This is a genomic window from Paenibacillus xylanexedens, assembly GCF_001908275.1.
In the GTDB taxonomy this organism is placed as follows: domain Bacteria; phylum Bacillota; class Bacilli; order Paenibacillales; family Paenibacillaceae; genus Paenibacillus; species Paenibacillus xylanexedens_A.
The window spans coordinates 3,333,471-3,351,779 of record NZ_CP018620.1; the positions used below are offsets into that span (position 1 = coordinate 3,333,471).

16 protein-coding genes and 1 pseudogene are annotated in these 18,309 nt (G+C 45.8%); 16 read left to right on the forward strand and 1 reads right to left on the reverse strand.

Annotated features, from left to right (window positions below; genetic code table 11):
• The first annotated feature begins 26 nt into the window (after window positions 1-26).
• The 9 genes from lepB to BS614_RS14930 all read left to right on the forward strand — a co-directional run bounded on the left by lepB (window position 27) and on the right by BS614_RS14930 (window position 8,127).
• Window positions 27-647: a signal peptidase I gene (gene lepB, locus BS614_RS14895; protein ID WP_017689211.1), complete on the forward strand. Its 621-nt coding sequence runs from the start codon at window positions 27-29 to the stop codon at window positions 645-647.
• Window positions 648-677: 30 nt separating this feature from the next.
• Window positions 678-1,541: a ribosome biogenesis GTPase YlqF gene (gene ylqF / locus BS614_RS14900; protein ID WP_017689210.1), complete on the forward strand. Its 864-nt coding sequence runs from the start codon at window positions 678-680 to the stop codon at window positions 1,539-1,541.
• A gap of 462 nt (window positions 1,542-2,003) precedes the next feature.
• Window positions 2,004-2,705 carry a ribonuclease HII gene (locus BS614_RS14905; RefSeq protein WP_157116090.1) on the forward strand — a complete coding sequence of 234 codons (702 nt, stop codon included), beginning with the start codon at window positions 2,004-2,006 and terminating at the stop codon, window positions 2,703-2,705.
• A gap of 30 nt (window positions 2,706-2,735) precedes the next feature.
• Entirely contained in the window at window positions 2,736-4,793 is a 2,058-nt protein-coding gene (locus tag BS614_RS14910) for a hypothetical protein (RefSeq protein ID WP_074094551.1), read from the forward strand.
• Entirely contained in the window at window positions 4,790-5,101 is a 312-nt protein-coding gene (locus BS614_RS14915; RefSeq protein ID WP_036609395.1) for an EscU/YscU/HrcU family type III secretion system export apparatus switch protein, read from the forward strand. The genes BS614_RS14910 and BS614_RS14915 overlap by 4 nt, the downstream gene beginning before the upstream one ends.
• Window positions 5,095-5,493 (forward strand): YraN family protein, encoded by a 399-nt coding sequence (locus BS614_RS14920; protein WP_074094552.1) that lies wholly within the window; start codon window positions 5,095-5,097, stop codon window positions 5,491-5,493. The genes BS614_RS14915 and BS614_RS14920 overlap by 7 nt, the downstream gene beginning before the upstream one ends.
• Window positions 5,494-5,813: 320 nt before the next feature.
• Window positions 5,814-5,975 carry a paeninodin family lasso peptide gene (locus BS614_RS31495; RefSeq protein ID WP_157116091.1) on the forward strand — a complete coding sequence of 54 codons (162 nt, stop codon included), beginning with the start codon at window positions 5,814-5,816 and terminating at the stop codon, window positions 5,973-5,975.
• Between the two features lie 64 nt (window positions 5,976-6,039).
• Window positions 6,040-7,284, forward strand: coding sequence for a carboxypeptidase-like regulatory domain-containing protein (locus tag BS614_RS14925; protein WP_074094553.1), 1,245 nt, complete (start codon window positions 6,040-6,042; stop codon window positions 7,282-7,284).
• A gap of 291 nt (window positions 7,285-7,575) precedes the next feature.
• Window positions 7,576-8,127, forward strand: a complete 552-nt coding sequence (locus tag BS614_RS14930; protein WP_074094554.1) for a nitroreductase family protein — start codon at window positions 7,576-7,578, stop codon at window positions 8,125-8,127.
• A 243-nt stretch (window positions 8,128-8,370) separates the two neighbouring features.
• Here the strand turns inward: BS614_RS14930 and BS614_RS14935 are convergent, their stop codons facing one another.
• Complete coding sequence (locus BS614_RS14935) at window positions 8,371-9,981, reverse strand: YifB family Mg chelatase-like AAA ATPase (protein ID WP_074094555.1); 1,611 nt, start codon at window positions 9,979-9,981, stop codon at window positions 8,371-8,373.
• A gap of 479 nt (window positions 9,982-10,460) precedes the next feature.
• Here BS614_RS14935 and BS614_RS14940 point away from each other — a divergent pair, with 479 nt between their 5' ends.
• The 7 genes and pseudogenes from BS614_RS14940 to trmFO all read left to right on the forward strand — a co-directional run bounded on the left by BS614_RS14940 (window position 10,461) and on the right by trmFO (window position 18,296).
• On the forward strand, window positions 10,461-10,916 hold the full coding sequence (locus BS614_RS14940) for a MarR family winged helix-turn-helix transcriptional regulator (RefSeq protein WP_036609387.1): 456 nt from the start codon (window positions 10,461-10,463) through the stop codon (window positions 10,914-10,916).
• A gap of 243 nt (window positions 10,917-11,159) precedes the next feature.
• Window positions 11,160-12,320, forward strand: coding sequence for an ADP-forming succinate--CoA ligase subunit beta (gene sucC, locus BS614_RS14945; protein WP_036609384.1), 1,161 nt, complete (start codon window positions 11,160-11,162; stop codon window positions 12,318-12,320).
• A 63-nt stretch (window positions 12,321-12,383) separates the two neighbouring features.
• Window positions 12,384-13,313, forward strand: a complete 930-nt coding sequence (gene sucD / locus BS614_RS14950; protein ID WP_074094556.1) for a succinate--CoA ligase subunit alpha — start codon at window positions 12,384-12,386, stop codon at window positions 13,311-13,313.
• A 510-nt stretch (window positions 13,314-13,823) separates the two neighbouring features.
• Window positions 13,824-14,352, forward strand: a pseudogene (dprA, locus tag BS614_RS32715) (DNA-processing protein DprA); the annotation flags it as partial.
• A gap of 180 nt (window positions 14,353-14,532) precedes the next feature.
• Window positions 14,533-14,685: a DprA-like winged helix domain-containing protein gene (locus BS614_RS32720; protein ID WP_483406825.1), complete on the forward strand. Its 153-nt coding sequence runs from the start codon at window positions 14,533-14,535 to the stop codon at window positions 14,683-14,685.
• A 116-nt stretch (window positions 14,686-14,801) separates the two neighbouring features.
• On the forward strand, window positions 14,802-16,901 hold the full coding sequence (gene topA, locus BS614_RS14960) for a type I DNA topoisomerase (protein ID WP_047842473.1): 2,100 nt from the start codon (window positions 14,802-14,804) through the stop codon (window positions 16,899-16,901).
• Between the two features lie 51 nt (window positions 16,902-16,952).
• Window positions 16,953-18,296 carry an FADH(2)-oxidizing methylenetetrahydrofolate--tRNA-(uracil(54)-C(5))-methyltransferase TrmFO gene (gene trmFO, locus BS614_RS14965; RefSeq protein ID WP_390925419.1) on the forward strand — a complete coding sequence of 448 codons (1,344 nt, stop codon included), beginning with the start codon at window positions 16,953-16,955 and terminating at the stop codon, window positions 18,294-18,296.
• Window positions 18,297-18,309 lie beyond the last annotated feature (13 nt).

Consider the following 18,309-nt stretch of genomic DNA (forward strand, 5'->3'; position numbering starts at 1 on the left):
GTACTGTGAAGAGAGGAAGATCTTGAATGGAACAAGAAGTTCAACATGACCGGGGCAATCCTGCCGAAGAGAAAAACAGTCGATCCAAAAAAGCCAAAAATGAAATTGTTGAATGGCTTAAAGCTATTGTTATCGCATTAGTTCTCGTCATTCTGATTCGGTGGTTGCTCTTCAAACCGTTTGTTGTGGACGGTCCGTCCATGCAGCCGAACTTTGAAACGGGTGAACGTGTGATCGTCAACGAGATCTTATATGATATCAGAGAACCGAAGCGCGGTGAAGTTATCGTCTTCCACGTACCATCCGAAGGTCGAGATTTCATTAAACGTGTTATTGCTGTAGAAGGTGATACAGTTGAGGTTCAGGACGATACCGTGATGGTTAACGGTAAAAAGGTTGATGAAACGTATATTCAAGGAGCCATTGATGCAGCTGAAGCAAATGGTGGAACCTATAACGTGAAGGATTTCCCGAATGAACAGTTCCCTGATGGCAAAGTGCCGGCAGGTCATGTGTTTGTAATGGGAGATAACCGTCCAAATAGTACAGACAGCCGTATGATCGGTTATGTTTCATTAAAAGATATTATTGGTCGTGCAGATGTGATTTTCTGGCCGATCGGTGAGATTAAGTGGATCAACCACTGAAATTGAAGTAAATAATGAGGTGAAGACAAGTTGACGATACAATGGTTTCCAGGTCATATGACTCGAGCCAGACGCCAGATACAGGATAAGTTAAAGCTCATCGACGTGGTCATCGAACTATTGGATGCCCGTCTGCCTGTCTCCAGCCGTAATCCTATGATTGACGAAATATTGCTGGATAAACCCCGGATGATTTTGTTGAACAAATCGGATTTGGCAGATGCTAAAGTGACGCAAGAATGGATTGAATATTTCAAAAAAGAAGGAATTACTGCTTTTCCTGTAGATGCTTCGACGGGAACCAATGTTAAAGATATTCCCGTGCAGGCCAAGCTTCTTCTTAAAGAAAAAATTGACCGTCAAATTGCTAAAGGGATTAATCCTCGTGCGGTTCGCGGGTTGATCGTAGGGATTCCCAATGTAGGTAAATCAACACTGATTAACCGACTTGCTGGACGGAGTATTGCGTTAACAGGAGATCGTCCTGGTGTGACGAAGGGGCAACAGTGGATCAAGGTAGGCAAAGAAATGGAGTTATTGGATACTCCGGGTATTCTTTGGCCTAAGTTCGAAGATCAAAACGTAGGTTATCGTCTTGCCGTAACAGGTGCAATCAAAGAGGAAATTCTGAATGCAGAGGATATCGCCTTTTTTGGAATCAGTTACCTGATGCGTTATTACTGGGACGCTTTGGAAGAGAGATACGGACTTCAGGAGTTCTCCAAGGATGCAGATGATTCAGACAGTGTTATTGCGATTATGGAGCAGGTCGGCCGTATACGTGGTTGCATTGTAAGCGGTGGACGCATTGATCTGGAAAAGGCATCACGAGCATTTCTGCGTGAACTGCGAGCGGGTAAAATGGGACGTTTTTCTATGGAAGCTCCCTATTAAAAAATGGACTCTACATGATGAAGATCATTATCTTCATTTGTTCATTTCATATATACAAGTGCCGAAAGAAGCGGCCGTTACCGGATTACCGGGAGCGGTCGTTTTTTGTGTATACAAACGCGGAAGTAGAGCTGGAAAATACGTCGAAAACGATAAAATGGAAGAGAATTGAAGAACAGTACGCTTTATGGAATTGGCTGACCTATATATCAGGTGTATCTAAATCGTGCTATGATGAATGGTGGTGCAATTTAAATTAGACGAGGTCTGGTATATTCAATTTAAACCATCAAATACCGATAAATGAAGACATCACTATCTTTATATTGTATATCTCAAGGAAAAGTTTTACTGAGAGTGACAGGTTGTACAGAACAAAAGACAGAGTATCTACGTCTATATTATAAAAAAGTTGTAAGTGATACGCATGCTGAAAAAGCGTGGGTAGAGGAGATGAGTATTATGTTTGAAAATAATGAAGAGATCGGGTTGAATCTACTGGATACCCCGATTGGACCAAAGAAGAAAAAAGAAGCCAGTGAACCTCGAGACCTGTTGCTCTACGAGCGGGAGTATTGGGACAGTGGATTTGAACGTATTGCTGGCATTGATGAGGTAGGACGGGGCTGTTTGTTTGGGGATGTTGTTGCAGCGGCGGTTATTTTACCGAAGGATCTCATCCTGGAAGATGTGAATGACTCCAAGAAATTAACGGAGAAAAAACGAGATGCATTATATGACGTCATTATGGAAAAAGCGCTGGCCGTAGGTATCGGGTACGCGGATGCAGAGACAATTGATCGGCTTAATATCAAACAGGCTGCGAGACTTGCGATGAAACGTGCGGTTGAAGCATTGGGAGAAACTCCTGATTATATGCTGGTGGATGCCGAGAAGGTGGATGTGAATGTACCTCAACTGTCCATTATTAAAGGTGATGCTAATAGTCAATCGATCGCAGCGGCATCTATTATTGCCAAGGTAACGCGAGATCGGCTGTGTAAGGAAGAATGGGATACGTTATATCCGGAATATGGTTTGTCGATACATAAAGGATATGCAACAAAAGTTCATCGGGAGCAAATTATGGCATTGGGGGCAACCCCGATGCATCGGCGCAGTTTTCTGGGCAACCTGCTTGGAGAGCAGCAATCTTTGTTTTAACACAGGTTTGAAGAAAGGAGGGGGAGAGATTTGAATATCGGTTCCATGATAAAGGGGTTAATGGGAGACAGTAAGCCCGGCAATGCCAAACCGCTTGAATTAAAGGAAGGTCAGGTGGTTCGTGGCTCCGTCGTTAGTGTATCCGATGATGGGGGAGAAGCAGTTCTGCAGATTCAAGGTGTACAAGTGCGCGCCAAGTTGGAGACTCCACTCCGTCCGGGTGAGACCACGTTGCTTCAAGTGCAGCCTCCAGGTGAAAATGGCATAACGGTAATGAAACCTATGACGGGTACACTTGCTGAGCTGCCACAAGCTTCGCTGAACAACCTGCTTAAGGATGTAGGACTGCCGGATACAAAAGGGAACCGGGAACTGTTACTTGCCATGCAGCGTAGCGGATTGCCGCTAACGAAGGATAATGTGGCTATGGTCCAGAATATGATGACTGCCAAACCCGCACAGGTCCCTGTGGAAGAATGGGTGCAGGCGACGGGGATTGCTTTTCAGCGTGGTCTTCCGGTTACGGCGGAAACAGTAAAAGGATTACACCAGACGGTGTTTGGCCCCCCTCTGCACCAGTTGTTAAGCGGGTTGGCTGACCAGTTGGAAACGATGCTTACTCAAACAACAGGTAAACTGGTATTGCCTGGAGAACAATCTGCTACGTTGAAACCAGCAGTCATGGCTGGTGCACCTGTTGTACCGAATGCTTCACAGACGGAAGAAGGATTGGCTGCATCAGGCAATGGTCGTCAGGTGACTGGAACCGGAACTCCTGCTTTGTCAACGCAACAAGGACAAGCGGCATTGGCAGGATCTATATCCATGAAGGATGGCGGGACAGAGGATGCAGGTACTGCGGTGAAAGGAAACGTGCAGGCCGGCGGAGGCACACCGAATGCTGAAGCCGGGGCAAAGGCAGTTGCCAGCAACGTTGAAACGGCTGGCAAAGGAGGTGCAGGTATTCCGTCTGGAACCGGAATACCTGGAGAGAGCCCGCGCGGGGCTGACGCGGGGCAAGCTGGAAGCCGCCCGGGTACACCAGGGGCGGCAACTGAATCTATGGCTGGCCGTGCAAGTACAGGCCAGCCTGAAGCAGGCGCGGCCGGACGGACTGACGGCCGCGCTGAAACGCCTGCTGCTGCGGGGACGTTGTCCGCAGCAGGCCAGGCGGCGCCAGCAGCGCCTACGGCAGCGCAGCTGGCGCCCAAGCTGCTGGCGCTGCTGGACGCCCTGCGCAGCGCGTCCACTGCCGCACCGGCACAGCCTGGTGCGGCAGCACAGGCCGCCCCTGCATCGCAGGGCGGCCAGGCGGCTGCGGCTGCCGGAGGCGTGCCGCAGCCGTTGCCAGCCGGCGCTGATGCGCCGCCGGCTGGCGGTAGTGCCGCAGCACCTGCGGGAGCTGCGGCAGTGCACGCGCCTGTCACCCACGAGGGGGACCCGTGGGTAGGGCGCGTGCTGAAGCTGCTCGGTGCGGAGCACGAGCAGCAGGCCGTTCACGGCGCGGCAGCGCAGCCGCGCGTGGGGGATGCGGCGAGTCCGGCGAATGCGGACACGCTGAAGGGCTTGCTGCTGCAGCTTGCCAGCAGCGAAGGTGCACCGGCGGCGCTTAAGGATGCCGCCGGACAGGCCGTGCAATATCTGACAGGTCAGCAGTTATTGCTGACGACAGATCGGAGTGCTACGTTTGCACAGATGCACTGGTTTATACCAATCACTGGACCGGACGGGGAAGAAACGGCGTCTGTTCAGATTCAATCACGTCGTGGACCTCGTGGAGAGCTGGATGCGTCCAACTGCCGTCTATGGTTTGATCTGGACATGAAAAGTCTTGGGCCTACTCTGGTAGATGTCCATGTGGTTAATAACATTGTCAGTCTGCGTGTATTAAATGATCGCGAAGGAATGGGACCGCTCCTGGAGAGCGGACGAGAGGTAATCCATCAGGCATTGGATAAGCTGGGCTATCAACTGCTGACCTTCAAGGCGGAACCGTGGCCTGTGGGGCAGGAACCGGGCGCGGAACGAAAAACGCGGGCCTCGGACTATAGTCCTGAACGATACAAAGGGGTTGACTTGAAGGTATGAAAGACGAGTCGTCACAACCGGACCTGCTCTCCAAAAAGGCGGTTGCCCTAAAATATGTTCCTGGAGAGAGTGAAGCACCTGTTGTTGTAGCCAAAGGGCGCGGCAAAGTGGCAGAAGCCATTCTGGATAAAGCCAGAGAAAACGGCGTGGCAGTTCAGGAGGATGCAGCACTTGTGGAGGTACTCTCCAAGTTGGATCTGGATGAACAGATTCCGGCAGAACTTTATCAACTGGTCGCAGAGGTGCTAACGTACGTCTACCGTGCAGATCGAATGGCCTCAGGACGTGAGGAAAATGAGTCATGGTAGAACGTAGATTGGGTCAGGAGCCAGGATTAAAGCTCACACGACAGCAGAAAGGCCGATTAGGTGAAGAGGCTGCCTGTCAATGGTTGCGAGAGCACGATTATCGAATCATTAGACAGAACTGGCGTTGCCGTAGTGGTGAGATTGACATCATTGCTTCCTGCGAGAGCTTGATTGTCTTTGTAGAAGTAAGAAGCAGAAGTGGAGCCGCTCAGTACGGTACACCTCAGGAATCGGTTGATATGCGTAAAATGCAGCAGGTGCGTTCAACCGCATCCGTGTATTTGCAAATGACGGGAGAGACGGAACTTCAGATCCGTTTTGATGTAATTGCCGTAATGCTTGATCAAGCAGGAGAGATTGTCTCTGTGAATCATATTGTTAATGCTTTTTAAGAATTACATTAGAAGTTATTGTTGTATTAGATGATACGATATGTATCTTTTTGATGTGAGTTGGTCAGTGATTTCGAAGTACAAGTTTAATTATGTCTTATCTTTGCATTCGTTTTAGTTTTGGAATTAGTTAATATACTAAAGCCGTAGTTCCTCTTTATATAGGAGCTGCGGCTTTTTTTGATTTAACTATGAAATCACTAAACAGAGGATAGAGCATTGATAATAAAATCAGTGTATTTCATAAATTTATAGATACAAAATGTATCATTTGTAATAAACTAAGAAAGTTGAAATTTAAAGAGAGGTTGGTGGGATGTATGAAAGAGCTTCAGAATACTTCGAACAACACAGTAAAACAAGTATGGGAGTGCCCTCGGATGGAAGTGCTGGATATCAGCGAGACCATGAACGGTGGCCAGAGCATTTGGCAATATGTCTGGGATGGGGAGTTCTGGAAACTTGAATTACTTGTGAGCTAGACAAAGAGTAGCTTAAGTACTTAAACGTCTTGCTAAATAAATTGGATGAGGAGAGAAATCAGTTATGTCTAATCGTTCTCCATGGATGGTTCGTTTTGTAATGTTTTTTTTAGTTTCTGTATTGTTTGGTGTAGTGCACACTGGGACTGCCAGTGCGGCCAAAGAAAATACTGTTGTTAAGCTATCAAGTACTGATCAAAGTCGCCCTTCCGGTTTTGTAGGGAAGGTTATAAATAGGGAAAAGATGACTGTGAAAAATGCAAAGATAACGTATGTTCTTCATCATTATGGAGAGGGATCTGAAGATAAGTTCGGGAGTGTAGTTACTGATCAAAACGGAAATTATCGTATTGACGTTTTACTCCTCAACTCGGACGATTATTTTACTATGGATTTTACTGTGGAGGCAGAGGGTTATCTGTTATATAGTCATAGAGGTAGTGAATATTTAGAAGCAGACAAAATAAGAACCCTTGATTTTTATATTTATGAACCATCCACAATGGTGGGCACAGTCACAGATAATGAAGGAAATCCTGTGGCTGGCGCAGTAGTTAAAGTAACTGGTCTGTACGACAAGCCCGTAAAAACAAATCAAAGAGGCATATACACGGTTACAGGTATTGATTATGACTATAATCCAAACATTGCAATATGGATAGACAAAGAGGAGTATGTTCCATATGTTCAGGATCGTTTAGGGATTAGTCCGGGAGAAACCCGTAAGTTGAATGTGGTATTGGAAAAAGCCGCACATGTTCGAGGCAAGGTTGTAGATGAGAATGGAAGGCCAATTGCTGCTGCCAAGGTTAGTGTCAATGGAGAGGCAGTGACTGATGCGAGAGGTGATTATCTGGTTAAGAGGGTGAAGGCAGGATCAGCTATAATCCTCGTTACAGCTGATGGATACACCCGACATAGCTCCACGGTGAATTTATTGGCGGGGGATCGAAATACGTTTAATATTGTGCTTAAAAGTAATTCGGCAGCAAAGGCTCCTGTAACGAAGTACAGATTGGTTCCTCTTACGGATATACGTAATGGGAAGTCATATATTAAAGGATTTGTACTTAAACTCAAAGTAACTGATAAACTAAATGGGACAGAGATCCAATCAACACAGTATCGTATCAACGGAGGAAAATGGATCACATACAACGAACCTGTAAAATTCTATGCACCTGATGTCAAAACGGTCGAGTATTATAGTACAGACACAGAAGGTAACAAAGAGAAATTCAATAAAATGGATTTCGTTCAAGGTACGTTTGAAGGATCGGGTGAATTTGTGGAAAAGATTGAATTTTAATCATAAATGCTTATTTTTTTATGATTGCATCTTTCGAAATACTTATAATTAGAATACTGTTAACTAGCGACTCCAATCGACCTTCCGAGGATTCAATGAAGAGTCGCTTTTTTTTTATTTCAGTTAATTAACTCAGCTGCTTTGAATCTCGAGTTGAGAAGAGTGTATAATTAAGGATGTACTTTGAATATATAAAATGATTTTCTAAGATTTATCGTAGTCAAGCGAGTATTACTGCGGTCTATTGATGTAGTGATGTCATATGTTATTTATAAACAGGAGGTACGATCGATGAGTAAAGCTACGAAAACAACAAATGAAGTCAGAAATGCGATTCAAAACCGTCGTACGGTGAAAAAATTCAAAAAAGAAGCTGTTCCTACACAGCAGATTATAGAATTGCTGGATACGGCAGTCTGGGCTCCTAACCATAAACTGCGTGAACCTTGGAGATTTTTGTTGTTTACCGGAAATGGACGGAAGAAACTGGCGGAGGCTATTGATGCAGAGATGGGAGAAGACAACAAATTCTCAGCCAATATTATGCAAGTTCCATCCGTTATGCTTGTTGTGCTGGAAGAAGATCCAAGACAGAATATCTGGGACGAAGACTTCGCTGCGGTCAGTGCATTGGTTCAGAACTTTATGCTTGCAGCCTGGAGTGAAGACATTGGAACGTTCTGGGTGACCAAGCCATTCTTGTACGCTCCCAAATTCCGCAAACCGCTTGGAATAGAGGCGGGAGAGAAGATTGTAGGTATGATTTATATGGGATATCCTGATGTTATTCCTTCTGCCAAAGAACGCACACCAGCTAAGGACAAACTCACTCTTTTTGAATAATAAATTATTGTAGACCTTAGCTATATAAGATCCCCTTACGTTTACAGGGAAATCTACGTACAAGTACCTTTCTTCACAGAAGAGAAGGGCTTGTACGTTTTTTGTCATGTTGGCGTATCCGCGTTGTAGAATCTGCATAAGGAATCCTTCTCGATCTTCCTCTGCTGTTTACAGTTTCATGCCCATTTCACTGCCTTTGCGTAAATCGGCCTGTTCTTTGCTCCATATGCTTCTAAAATAGCTTCAAAATAAATTAAGATCCAATTGACGATACTGGATGGCTTCAGCCACATGAGCTGTCACAATTTCACCTTCATGGTCCAGATCGGCAATTGTCTGTGCCATCTTGATTATCCGATCATGTGCACGCATGCTCAGGTTTAACGTTTGCAGCGTTTGCTCTAACAGTTGCTCTGCCTCTTGGGGGAGATGGATCGTTCGTCGCAAAAGCGTGCCCGAAAGCTGGCTATTCCAACGAACTGAACTTTGGGCATAACGTGTAGCCTGAATTTGATGAGCATGGATGACTTTTGCCTGCATTTCTGCAGAGGAAGGTGAGGCAGCTGATTTACGCCACTCGCCTGGTGGAGGAACTTCAACCTGAAGATCAATGCGGTCCAGCAGTGGTCCTGAAATTTTGGCTCGGTACGCGGCAACACGGGCTGGACTACATATGCAGCGTTGCTCCTCCGAATGAGCGGACAAATAACCGCAGGGACAGGGATTCATGGAACATGCTAGCATGAACTGGGCCGGAAAGGTGAACGCAGCCCGTGCCCGACTGATTGTCACTGTGCGATCCTCTAACGGCTGCCTTAATACCTCCAGCACTTGGCGCTGGAATTCAGGTAATTCATCCAGAAACAATATGCCCCGGTGGGCAAGGCTCACTTCACCTGGTTTTGGGATACCACCGCCTCCAATCAGACCAGAGGTGGATATCGTGTGGTGAGGAGAGCGAAAAGGTCTGTCTGCAATCAGGCCTTGAGGCGCTTCTTTCAACTTGCCTGCGGCACTTAATACTTTGGTGACTTCCAACGCTTCATCTTCTGACAAAGGAGGAAGGATGGAGGGTAGACGTTTGATTAACATCGTTTTGCCCGTGCCTGGCGGTCCAACGAGCAGTATATTATGCATGCCGGCTGCAGCAATCATAAGCGCGCGTTTTACATGATGCTGCCCTAGAACATCACTATAGTCGTCTGCAAATAATGGTGTTTGTCTCGTCTTCCTATCCGCCATCTTATGAGTCTTATCAGTTATAGGAGCAGCGAGGTGTGCATAATTTTTCAACACGACTGGTCCTGCATTCGAATTATTTGGTATTCCCACCGAACTAGCGGGTTGATCTGGGTTTTCCGCAGCAATATCCTGTAAATGACGAATGCCAAACACCTGGATACCTCGAATCAGTGACGCTTCCTCCACGTTATCCAAAGGCAGGAGCACGGACGTAAAGCCTTGTCGTTTGGCCAGATCCACCATGGATAAAATGCCGGGCACGGACCTGATCGAACCGTCCAACGCCAGTTCGCCAACCACTAGTGTCCGTTCCTGGGGAGGAAGTACAAGCTGGCCGCTTGTCATAAGTAAACCAATAGCGATGGCCAGATCAAAGGAAGATCCTTCCTTGCGCAGATCTGCGGGGGCCAGATTGATTGTGATTCGCTGTAAAGGATACTGATATCCGCAGTTTTTAATCGCTGCACGAACACGTTCAACGGCCTCACGAATGGCTGAATCCGGTAAACCGATGATGGATGTCTGTGGCAGACCATTGGATAAATCGGTTTCCACCTCGATCAGAACACCATCGATTCCGTACAAACACGCACTGTGTAATTTTCCGTACATAACAAAGAAACACCTCACTCGATTCTTGACTCCGCATAATACGGGCCAGTCTACGAATTAAGGTGCTTCCTCAGCTTCTATTAAGCATTTTATATAAAAGGAATCATGGAGTCAACCTGTCATTATCATTGCTGTAGTCATCTTTCCTGATCCCTGAATTTTATTTCTGGAAGGAAATCATTAAATAGCTTTGGTGAAAATGGTTACGTATAAACTTTCATTATGATTATTAAATTTGACCCGAGAAAGCGTGAATCTGTTCGATGGACTTATCTATTATTGTTGTTAAATCATGGGGCTGAACTGCTGATTATCTAATTACATTTATGTTTTACACAATCTAATTTATCATAATTAAATTGAATAGTAAAATCATTTGTGCTCAATTATTCTGTTTTTTTTCTATTTTGTGATAGTATAGATCTATAGTTCCTGTATTATTAGGAATAGATTGCACAATAGGCAGGTGAGAAAGACATATGCAGACTGACAGTTTGAAGCTGGATAACCAATTATGCTTTGCCATATATGCTTGTTCACGTGAGATTACGAAGATGTACCAGCCTTATCTGGAGGTACTTGGCGTAACGTATTCCCAGTATTTGGTGTTGATGGTTTTGTGGGAACGTGAAGAATGTACGGTTAAGGAGATCGGGGAGGCTCTCTATCTCGATTCGGGAACGTTGACACCACTTCTCAAACGTTTGCAGTCAGCAGGACTTATTAATCGCGAACGCTCAGCTCAGGACGAACGAAAAGTATTAATTACACTAACCGACTCGGGTCGTGAGTTGCGGAACAAGGCATTATCCATACCTGAATCCATTCAGGGAGATGCGTGTTTGAACAGTACAGAGTTTGAAACATTGCTGGGTCAGTTCAAAGGATTGCTGGAGAAAGTTCACGAAACCAACACTAACGCAGCCAAAAAATAAAATGTAGTTTTACATCAAGGAAACCTCAGTTTTTAGCTGAGGTTTTTTCCATATATACCCAAGCATTCACAATATGGGATCATACTCATATCAAAATACTGTCTATTAAACATTAATTTTTTAAGGAAAGCGTTTTAAAAACGTGTTACAATGAATTGGGTTTAAGTGAAAATAGTCAACATTTGTCTTTTGTTAGTCTACCAACCCGCCTTGTTGCAGTCATGTTGATAGGAGGATTCGAGAATGAATATCCATGAATATCAAGGAAAAGAAGTACTGAAACAGTATGGAGTTACCGTTCCAAACGGAAAGGTTGCTTATACAGTCGATGAAGCGGTTGCGGCCGCAGAGGCACTGGGCAGTCCGGTGACTGTTGTTAAAGCGCAAATTCACGCAGGTGGCCGGGGTAAAGCCGGCGGCGTAAAAGTGGCAAAGAGTACGGATGAAGTTCGTGCCTATGCTTCCGAAATTCTGGGCAAAGTATTGGTAACACACCAGACTGGACCAGAAGGTAAAGAAGTGAAACGTCTTCTGATTGAAGAAGGATGCGATATCCGCAAAGAGTATTATGTGGGTGTTGTTGTGGACCGTGCCACAGGCCGTGTAGTTATGATGGCTTCCGAAGAAGGCGGTACTGAGATTGAAGAAGTAGCTGAAGCTACACCTGAGAAAATTTTCAAAGAAATCATTGACCCTGCCATTGGATTGCAAGTGTTCCAGGCCCGTAAACTGGCCTACAGCATTAAGATTCCGAATGAACTGGTGAACAAAGCTGTTAAGTTCATGCTCGCGCTGTACACTGCATTTGTCGAAAAAGATTGCTCTATTGCCGAGATCAATCCTCTCGTTGTTACCGGAGATGGAAACGTTATCGCGCTAGATGCGAAATTAAACTTTGACTCCAACGCCCTGTTCCGTCACAAAGACATTTTGGAACTGCGTGACCTGGATGAAGAGGATGAAAAAGAAATCGAAGCTTCCAAATACGACCTCAGCTACATAGCACTTGATGGCAACATCGGCTGTATGGTCAATGGTGCGGGACTTGCCATGGCAACGATGGATATTATTAAATACTACGGTGGAGACCCGGCCAACTTCCTTGACGTTGGGGGCGGTGCAACAACAGAGAAGGTGACTGAAGCATTTAAGATCATCTTGTCCGATGCCAAAGTAGCTGGGATCTTTGTTAACATCTTCGGTGGCATCATGCGCTGTGATGTTATCGCCAATGGTGTTGTTGAAGCCGCGAAGCAGCTTGGCCTGACCAAACCGCTGGTTGTTCGTCTTGAAGGAACTAACGTGGAGCTTGGCAAACGTATTCTGGGTGAATCTGGCCTGAATATCGTTCCTGCTGATTCCATGGCCGATGGTGCACAAAAAATTGTTGCCCTCGTAAAATAAGTTCATTCCTTAGTACCGGAGCTGTCCGGGAATTGAAAAATAACCGTAAGGATGTGAAGCAACGTGAGTATTTTGATCGATAAAAATACAAAAGTCATTACGCAAGGCATTACGGGTTCAACGGGAATGTTCCACACGAAGGGCGCATTGGACTACGGAACCCAGATGGTAGGCGGAGTTACACCGGGTAAAGGCGGAACTAATGTGGATATCACGTTGGAAGACGGTACAGTAGCTAGTCTGCCGGTGTTCAACACTGTGCAGGAAGCGAAGGAAGCTACAGGCGCAACAGCGAGCGTCATTTACGTTCCTCCTGCATTTGCAGCAGATTCCATTATGGAAGCTGTTGATGCTGAGCTGGACCTCGTAATCTGTATTACAGAAGGTATTCCTGTTCTTGACATGATCAAGGTTGACCGCTTTATGGAAGGTAAAGATACTGTCCTGATCGGACCAAACTGTCCAGGTGTCATTACACCAGGCGAATGTAAAATCGGTATCATGCCTGGTTATATCCATATGGCAGGGCACGTAGGCGTTGTTTCCCGTAGTGGAACACTTACCTATGAAGCCGTTCATCAACTGACAACACGTGGCATTGGACAATCTTCTGCTGTAGGAATCGGGGGAGACCCTGTAAAAGGCTCCGAGTTCATTGATATCCTGAAGCGGTTCAATGAAGATCCACAGACTCATGCGGTCATCATGATTGGTGAGATTGGTGGTACAGCTGAAGAGGATGCTGCAGATTGGGTACGTGAAAACATGACCAAACCGGTTGTTGGCTTTATCGGTGGCGTAACAGCGCCTCCAGGCAAACGGATGGGCCATGCTGGCGCTATTATCTCTGGCGGTAAAGGTACAGCCAAAGAGAAAATTGCGAAGCTGGAATCATGTGGAATCAAAGTTGCACCAACTCCTGCTGAGATGGGTTCGACTTTGGTGAGTGTACTTGAGGAACGCGGTATTTTGAATTTGTGCACGACACATTAATTCTTTTTCGTTATAATAGAAGAAACGGCTCGGAAATGATTTATTTCTGGTAGACCGACTATTATGGTTACGGAAAAGGTAAGCAACCTTTTGTCCTTGAACAGGGCGAAGGGTTGCTTTTTTGCGTTTTTTTACGGGAAAAGGGGGAGGAATTGTCCCTCATCTGCGTAAACGCTTGCATTCCGTGGTCACTTAACACACAATATGAGGGAAGATCTCTTCCCGCTTTGGGAGGTTTATGGTATGGAAGAACGATGGATCTTGTTTGGGTTACATGAGATGGAGGGTATTGGCAAGAAAACAATCTCGAAACTGATTCTGGGACAACATGAATTAACCGATCTATTGAATTATGGGGAAAGCGACTGGGTCGCAGCAGGTTTGCGCAAAGATCAAGCTGCACGTTTGGCTAGCCAATTTACTATCGACTGGATCGAGAGTAAAAGAGAACACGTTTACAATCAGGGGATAGAGGTTATTACTTATCTGGATCAGAATTATCCCATATTAATGAAGGAAACCGTTCAGCCTCCCTGGGTAATGTATGCTCGAGGGGATGTTAGTTTGCTTCACAATTCGTCTATTGCCATGGTGGGAACTCGTATGCCAACCGTGTATGGGCGCAAAGTTGGAGAAAAGCTGGCAGAGCAATTATGCAATGCAGGACTGACGATTGTAAGCGGGCTTGCCCGCGGTATTGATAGCGTATGTCATGAGGCAGTACTACGTGCTAAAGGAAAAACGATTGCAGTATTTGGAACAGGGATTGATAATATATACCCACCCGAAAATACAAGCCTCGCTGAACGAATCGCGGAGACGGCTGCTTTTGTCGGAATATCCACCAGGTACGAGAGCGCGCCAGGGATTATTTCCGGAACGGAATCGAATCATTGCCGGTCTGACATTGGGAACATTGGTTGTTGAGGCTGACATTCGCAGTGGTTCACTCATTACAGCAGATGCTGCGCTTGAAGCAGGCAGGGATGTATTTGCAGTCCCTGGACCTATTACATCGCCGAAAAGTCGGGGAGCACACAATCTTATCCGTCAAGGGGCCAAATTGGTCACTTGTGCAGCAGATGTATTGGAAGAGTATCGATTGGGCTTGCCAAATGCAGAACAACTTCCTTACAATAGAGGACGTTCGACCGAAACAAGCGAGCCTTCCGGGCGAGGGATATTCGCTGAGGTTAAGCTCTCTCCAGATGAACAACGTGTGATTTATCTGTTGGAACAGGGAGAACAATCATTGGATCAACTGGTTGAGCTGCTTGGTTGGGATTTTGGACATTTGCATTCAGTTCTGTTATCTTTAATCATAAAAAAGCAGATTAGCCAATTACCAGGCACTAAATACGCGAGGGTATGACGAAGCTACAACCTACGTAGTGCGTGGAAATATATAATTAGCAGAAGTTATTAACTATGCATAAGCTTACAGAAACAGTTTCATGACAGTTTCATGACTGAGAGGAGGATGAACCTATGGCGGATGCACTCGTAATCGTGGAGTCGCCCTCAAAGGCGAAGACGATAGGCAAATATTTAGGCAGCAAGTTCATCGTAAAAGCTTCGATGGGGCATATTCGCGATTTGCCAAAGAGTCAGATCGGCGTTGAGGTAGAGAATGATTTTAATCCGAAATATATTACGATCCGCGGCAAAGGTTCAATTTTGAAAGAACTGAAGGATGCACGGAAGAAAGTGAAAAAAGTGTATCTCGCAGCTGACCCGGATCGCGAAGGTGAGGCTATCGCATGGCATTTGGCCCATGCCCTTGAACTGGACGATACGGCAGATTGCCGGGTTGTATTTAATGAAATTACAAAACAGGCGGTCAAAGATGCGTTCAAAACGCCGCGGAAAATCAATATGGATTTGGTTAACGCGCAACAGGCAAGACGTATTCTGGATCGGCTCGTTGGATATAAAATTAGTCCGTTATTATGGAAGAAAGTAAAAAAAGGATTGTCTGCAGGCCGGGTTCAGTCCGTGGCTGTTAAAATCATTTTAGATCGTGAAAATGAAATTGATGATTTTGAGCCGGAAGAATACTGGAGCATTACTGCCAAACTGACAGCAGACGGCAATCCGTTTGAAGCCAAGTTTCATAAACTGAACGGGGCCAAAACAGAGCTGGGCAGTGAAGCGGAAGTGCAAGCGATCCTGAAACAGATCGAAGGTGCAGACTTTACGATCAAGGAAGTTAAAGAGAAAGAACGGAGCCGTAACCCTTCCGCCCCGTTTACAACGAGTTCTCTGCAACAGGAAGCGGCGCGTAAATTGAATTTCAGAGCTTCCAAGACGATGTCAGTCGCCCAACAACTATATGAAGGTGTAGACCTTGGAAAAGAAGGCACAGTAGGTCTCATCACGTATATGCGTACTGACTCCACACGAATTGCGGCATCTGCACAAGAAGAAGCCAAAGAATATATCGTTGGTAAGTATGGTGAGCCATTTGCACCTGAGACTCCACGAAACTATTCCAAAAAAGCAGCTAATGCTCAGGATGCGCATGAAGCGATTCGTCCAACTTCAATTCTGCGTGACCCTGACTCAATCAAGTCGTTTATGAGTCGTGATCAGTTCCGGTTGTATAAACTGGTATGGGAACGTTTTGTAGCGAGCCAAATGTCTTCGGCTATTCTGGATACACTCTCTGTAGATATTGCTGCGGGGGACACCATTTTCCGTGCAGCAGGTTCGAAGGTACGATTCCAAGGTTTCATGAAGGTATATGTTGAAGGAAACGACGATGGTACAACCGATGAAGATCGTCTGCTGCCTCCGTTGAAAAGTGGAGATGTGCTTGAGAAGCAGGAGATTGAGCCAAAACAGCATTTTACACAACCTCCCCCCCGTTATACGGAGGCAAGGTTGGTTAAGACGCTTGAGGAATTGGGTATAGGGCGTCCGAGTACATATGCGCCAACACTGGAGACCATTCAGAAGCGCGGATATGTTGCAATTGAGGAAAAGAAATTCATGCCGACCGAGCTGGGTGAACTGGTCATCGAACAGATGGAAGAGTTTTTCCCTGAAATCCTGAATGTAGAGTTTACCGCGAACATGGAAGGTGATCTTGACCATGTGGAGGAAGGTTCCGAGGATTGGGTCAAAGTACTCGCAGAATTCTATGAATCTTTTGAGAAACGCCTTGAGTTTGCGGAAGAAGAAATGAAAGAAATCGAGATTGAAGACGAAGTATCGGATGAGATCTGTGAGAAGTGCGGCAAACCGCTGGTTTATAAACTCGGACGTTTTGGCAAGTTTCTTGCGTGCTCTGGCTTCCCTGATTGCCGGAATACCAAACCGATTATCAAGGATATCGGCGTGACTTGTCCGAAGTGTAAGGAAGGTCATGTTGTTGAGCGTCGTAGCAAAAAAGGACGTATTTTCTACGGTTGTGACAAATATCCTGAATGTGATTTTGTCTCATGGGACAGACCTTCAGCCAAACCATGTCCAAGTTGCGGATCGCTAATGATTGAAAAGCGGAACAAAAAGGGAGCACGATTGCAGTGTACTTCATGTGATCATCAGGAGCCGGTGGATGAACCGGATGACGAATCAGCGGATTAATATATATGCGAATCAAATTTAGTAAATTTTGAAATTGTTTTATGGGGGTAAATGATTTTGACGAATGAACAACAAGTAACCGTTATTGGTGCCGGGCTGGCAGGAACAGAAGCGGCCTGGCAGATTGCAAGTCGCGGCGTACGCGTAAAATTATACGAGATGAGACCTGTTGTAAAAACGCCAGCCCATCATACGGATAAATTTGCAGAACTGGTATGTAGCAACTCGCTGCGTGCGAATGGATTGACCAATGCAGTGGGTGTGTTAAAAGAAGAAATGAGAATGCTCAATTCTCTCGTATTGTCAGCAGCAGACAAACATGCAGTTCCCGCAGGTGGTGCACTTGCTGTGGACCGTGATGGATTTTCAGGCGAGATTACATCCACGTTGCACCAGCATCCGCTCATCGAAGTGGTGAATGAGGAATTAACTTCTCTGCCGGAAGATGGCATCGTTGTTGTTGCAACGGGCCCGCTGACCTCACCTGCATTGTCTGAGCAAATCAAGGCACTAATGGGGGAAGAGTATTTCTACTTCTATGATGCAGCTGCACCGATCATCGAAAAAGATTCAATTGATATGAATAAAGTGTATCTGGCTTCCCGTTATGATAAGGGTGAAGCGGCATATCTGAACTGTCCGATGACAGAAGAAGAGTTTGATGTCTTCTATGAAGCTCTCATTACTGCTGAAGTCGCTCAATTGAAAGAGTTCGAGAAAGAAATCTACTTTGAAGGTTGTATGCCAATCGAAGTGATGATGAAACGCGGAAAACAGACGGCTCTGTTTGGTCCAATGAAACCGGTAGGTCTGGTTAACCCTCATACAGGAGAGTTGCCACATGCGGTTGTTCAGCTTAGACAGGACAATGCAGCTGGAACCCTGTATAACTTGGTGGGCTTCCAGACGCATCTGAAATGGGGAGAACAGAAACGTGTCTTTTCCCTTATTCCTGGACTTGAAAATGCAGAGTTCGTTCGTTATGGCGTAATGCATCGTAATACATTTATTAACTCTCCTAAACTGCTTCTTCCGACGTATCAGTTTAAAGAGCGTCCAAACCTGTTCTTTGCAGGTCAGATGACGGGTGTAGAAGGATATGTGGAATCTGCTGCATCAGGGCTGATTGCCGGCATGAACGCAGCCAAAGCAGCACTTGGGCAGGAACTGGTGGTATTGCCGGTAGAAACAACACTTGGCAGTATGGCTCAGTATATTACAACTGCTGACTTCAAGCACTTCCAACCAATGAACGCAAACTTTGGTTTGCTGCCGAAGCTTGAAACAAAGATTCGTAACAAAAAGGAAAAAAATGAAGCTCTTGCACAGCGTGCCCTGGATGGCATCATCAGTTTTGCTGCGGCAGAAGGTCTAACTGTTCCGGAACGCGTATAAATTATTCGTGGGA

What these genes read in the sequence shown, in the direction of transcription:
- lepB (WP_017689211.1), top strand. Translation starts at nt 27, where the DNA reads ATGGAACAAGAAGTTCAACATGACCGGGGCAATCCTGCCGAAGAGAAA.
- BS614_RS14905 (WP_157116090.1), top strand. Translation starts at nt 2,004, where the DNA reads ATGTTTGAAAATAATGAAGAGATCGGGTTGAATCTACTGGATACCCCG.
- BS614_RS14915 (WP_036609395.1), top strand. Translation starts at nt 4,790, where the DNA reads ATGAAAGACGAGTCGTCACAACCGGACCTGCTCTCCAAAAAGGCGGTT.
- BS614_RS14920 (WP_074094552.1), top strand. Translation starts at nt 5,095, where the DNA reads ATGGTAGAACGTAGATTGGGTCAGGAGCCAGGATTAAAGCTCACACGA.
- BS614_RS31495 (WP_157116091.1), top strand. Translation starts at nt 5,814, where the DNA reads ATGAAAGAGCTTCAGAATACTTCGAACAACACAGTAAAACAAGTATGG.
- BS614_RS14925 (WP_074094553.1), top strand. Translation starts at nt 6,040, where the DNA reads ATGTCTAATCGTTCTCCATGGATGGTTCGTTTTGTAATGTTTTTTTTA.
- BS614_RS14930 (WP_074094554.1), top strand. Translation starts at nt 7,576, where the DNA reads ATGAGTAAAGCTACGAAAACAACAAATGAAGTCAGAAATGCGATTCAA.
- BS614_RS14935 (WP_074094555.1), bottom strand. Translation starts at nt 9,981, where the DNA reads ATGTACGGAAAATTACACAGTGCGTGTTTGTACGGAATCGATGGTGTT.
- BS614_RS14940 (WP_036609387.1), top strand. Translation starts at nt 10,461, where the DNA reads ATGCAGACTGACAGTTTGAAGCTGGATAACCAATTATGCTTTGCCATA.
- sucC (WP_036609384.1), top strand. Translation starts at nt 11,160, where the DNA reads ATGAATATCCATGAATATCAAGGAAAAGAAGTACTGAAACAGTATGGA.
- topA (WP_047842473.1), top strand. Translation starts at nt 14,802, where the DNA reads ATGGCGGATGCACTCGTAATCGTGGAGTCGCCCTCAAAGGCGAAGACG.
- trmFO (WP_390925419.1), top strand. Translation starts at nt 16,953, where the DNA reads ATGATTTTGACGAATGAACAACAAGTAACCGTTATTGGTGCCGGGCTG.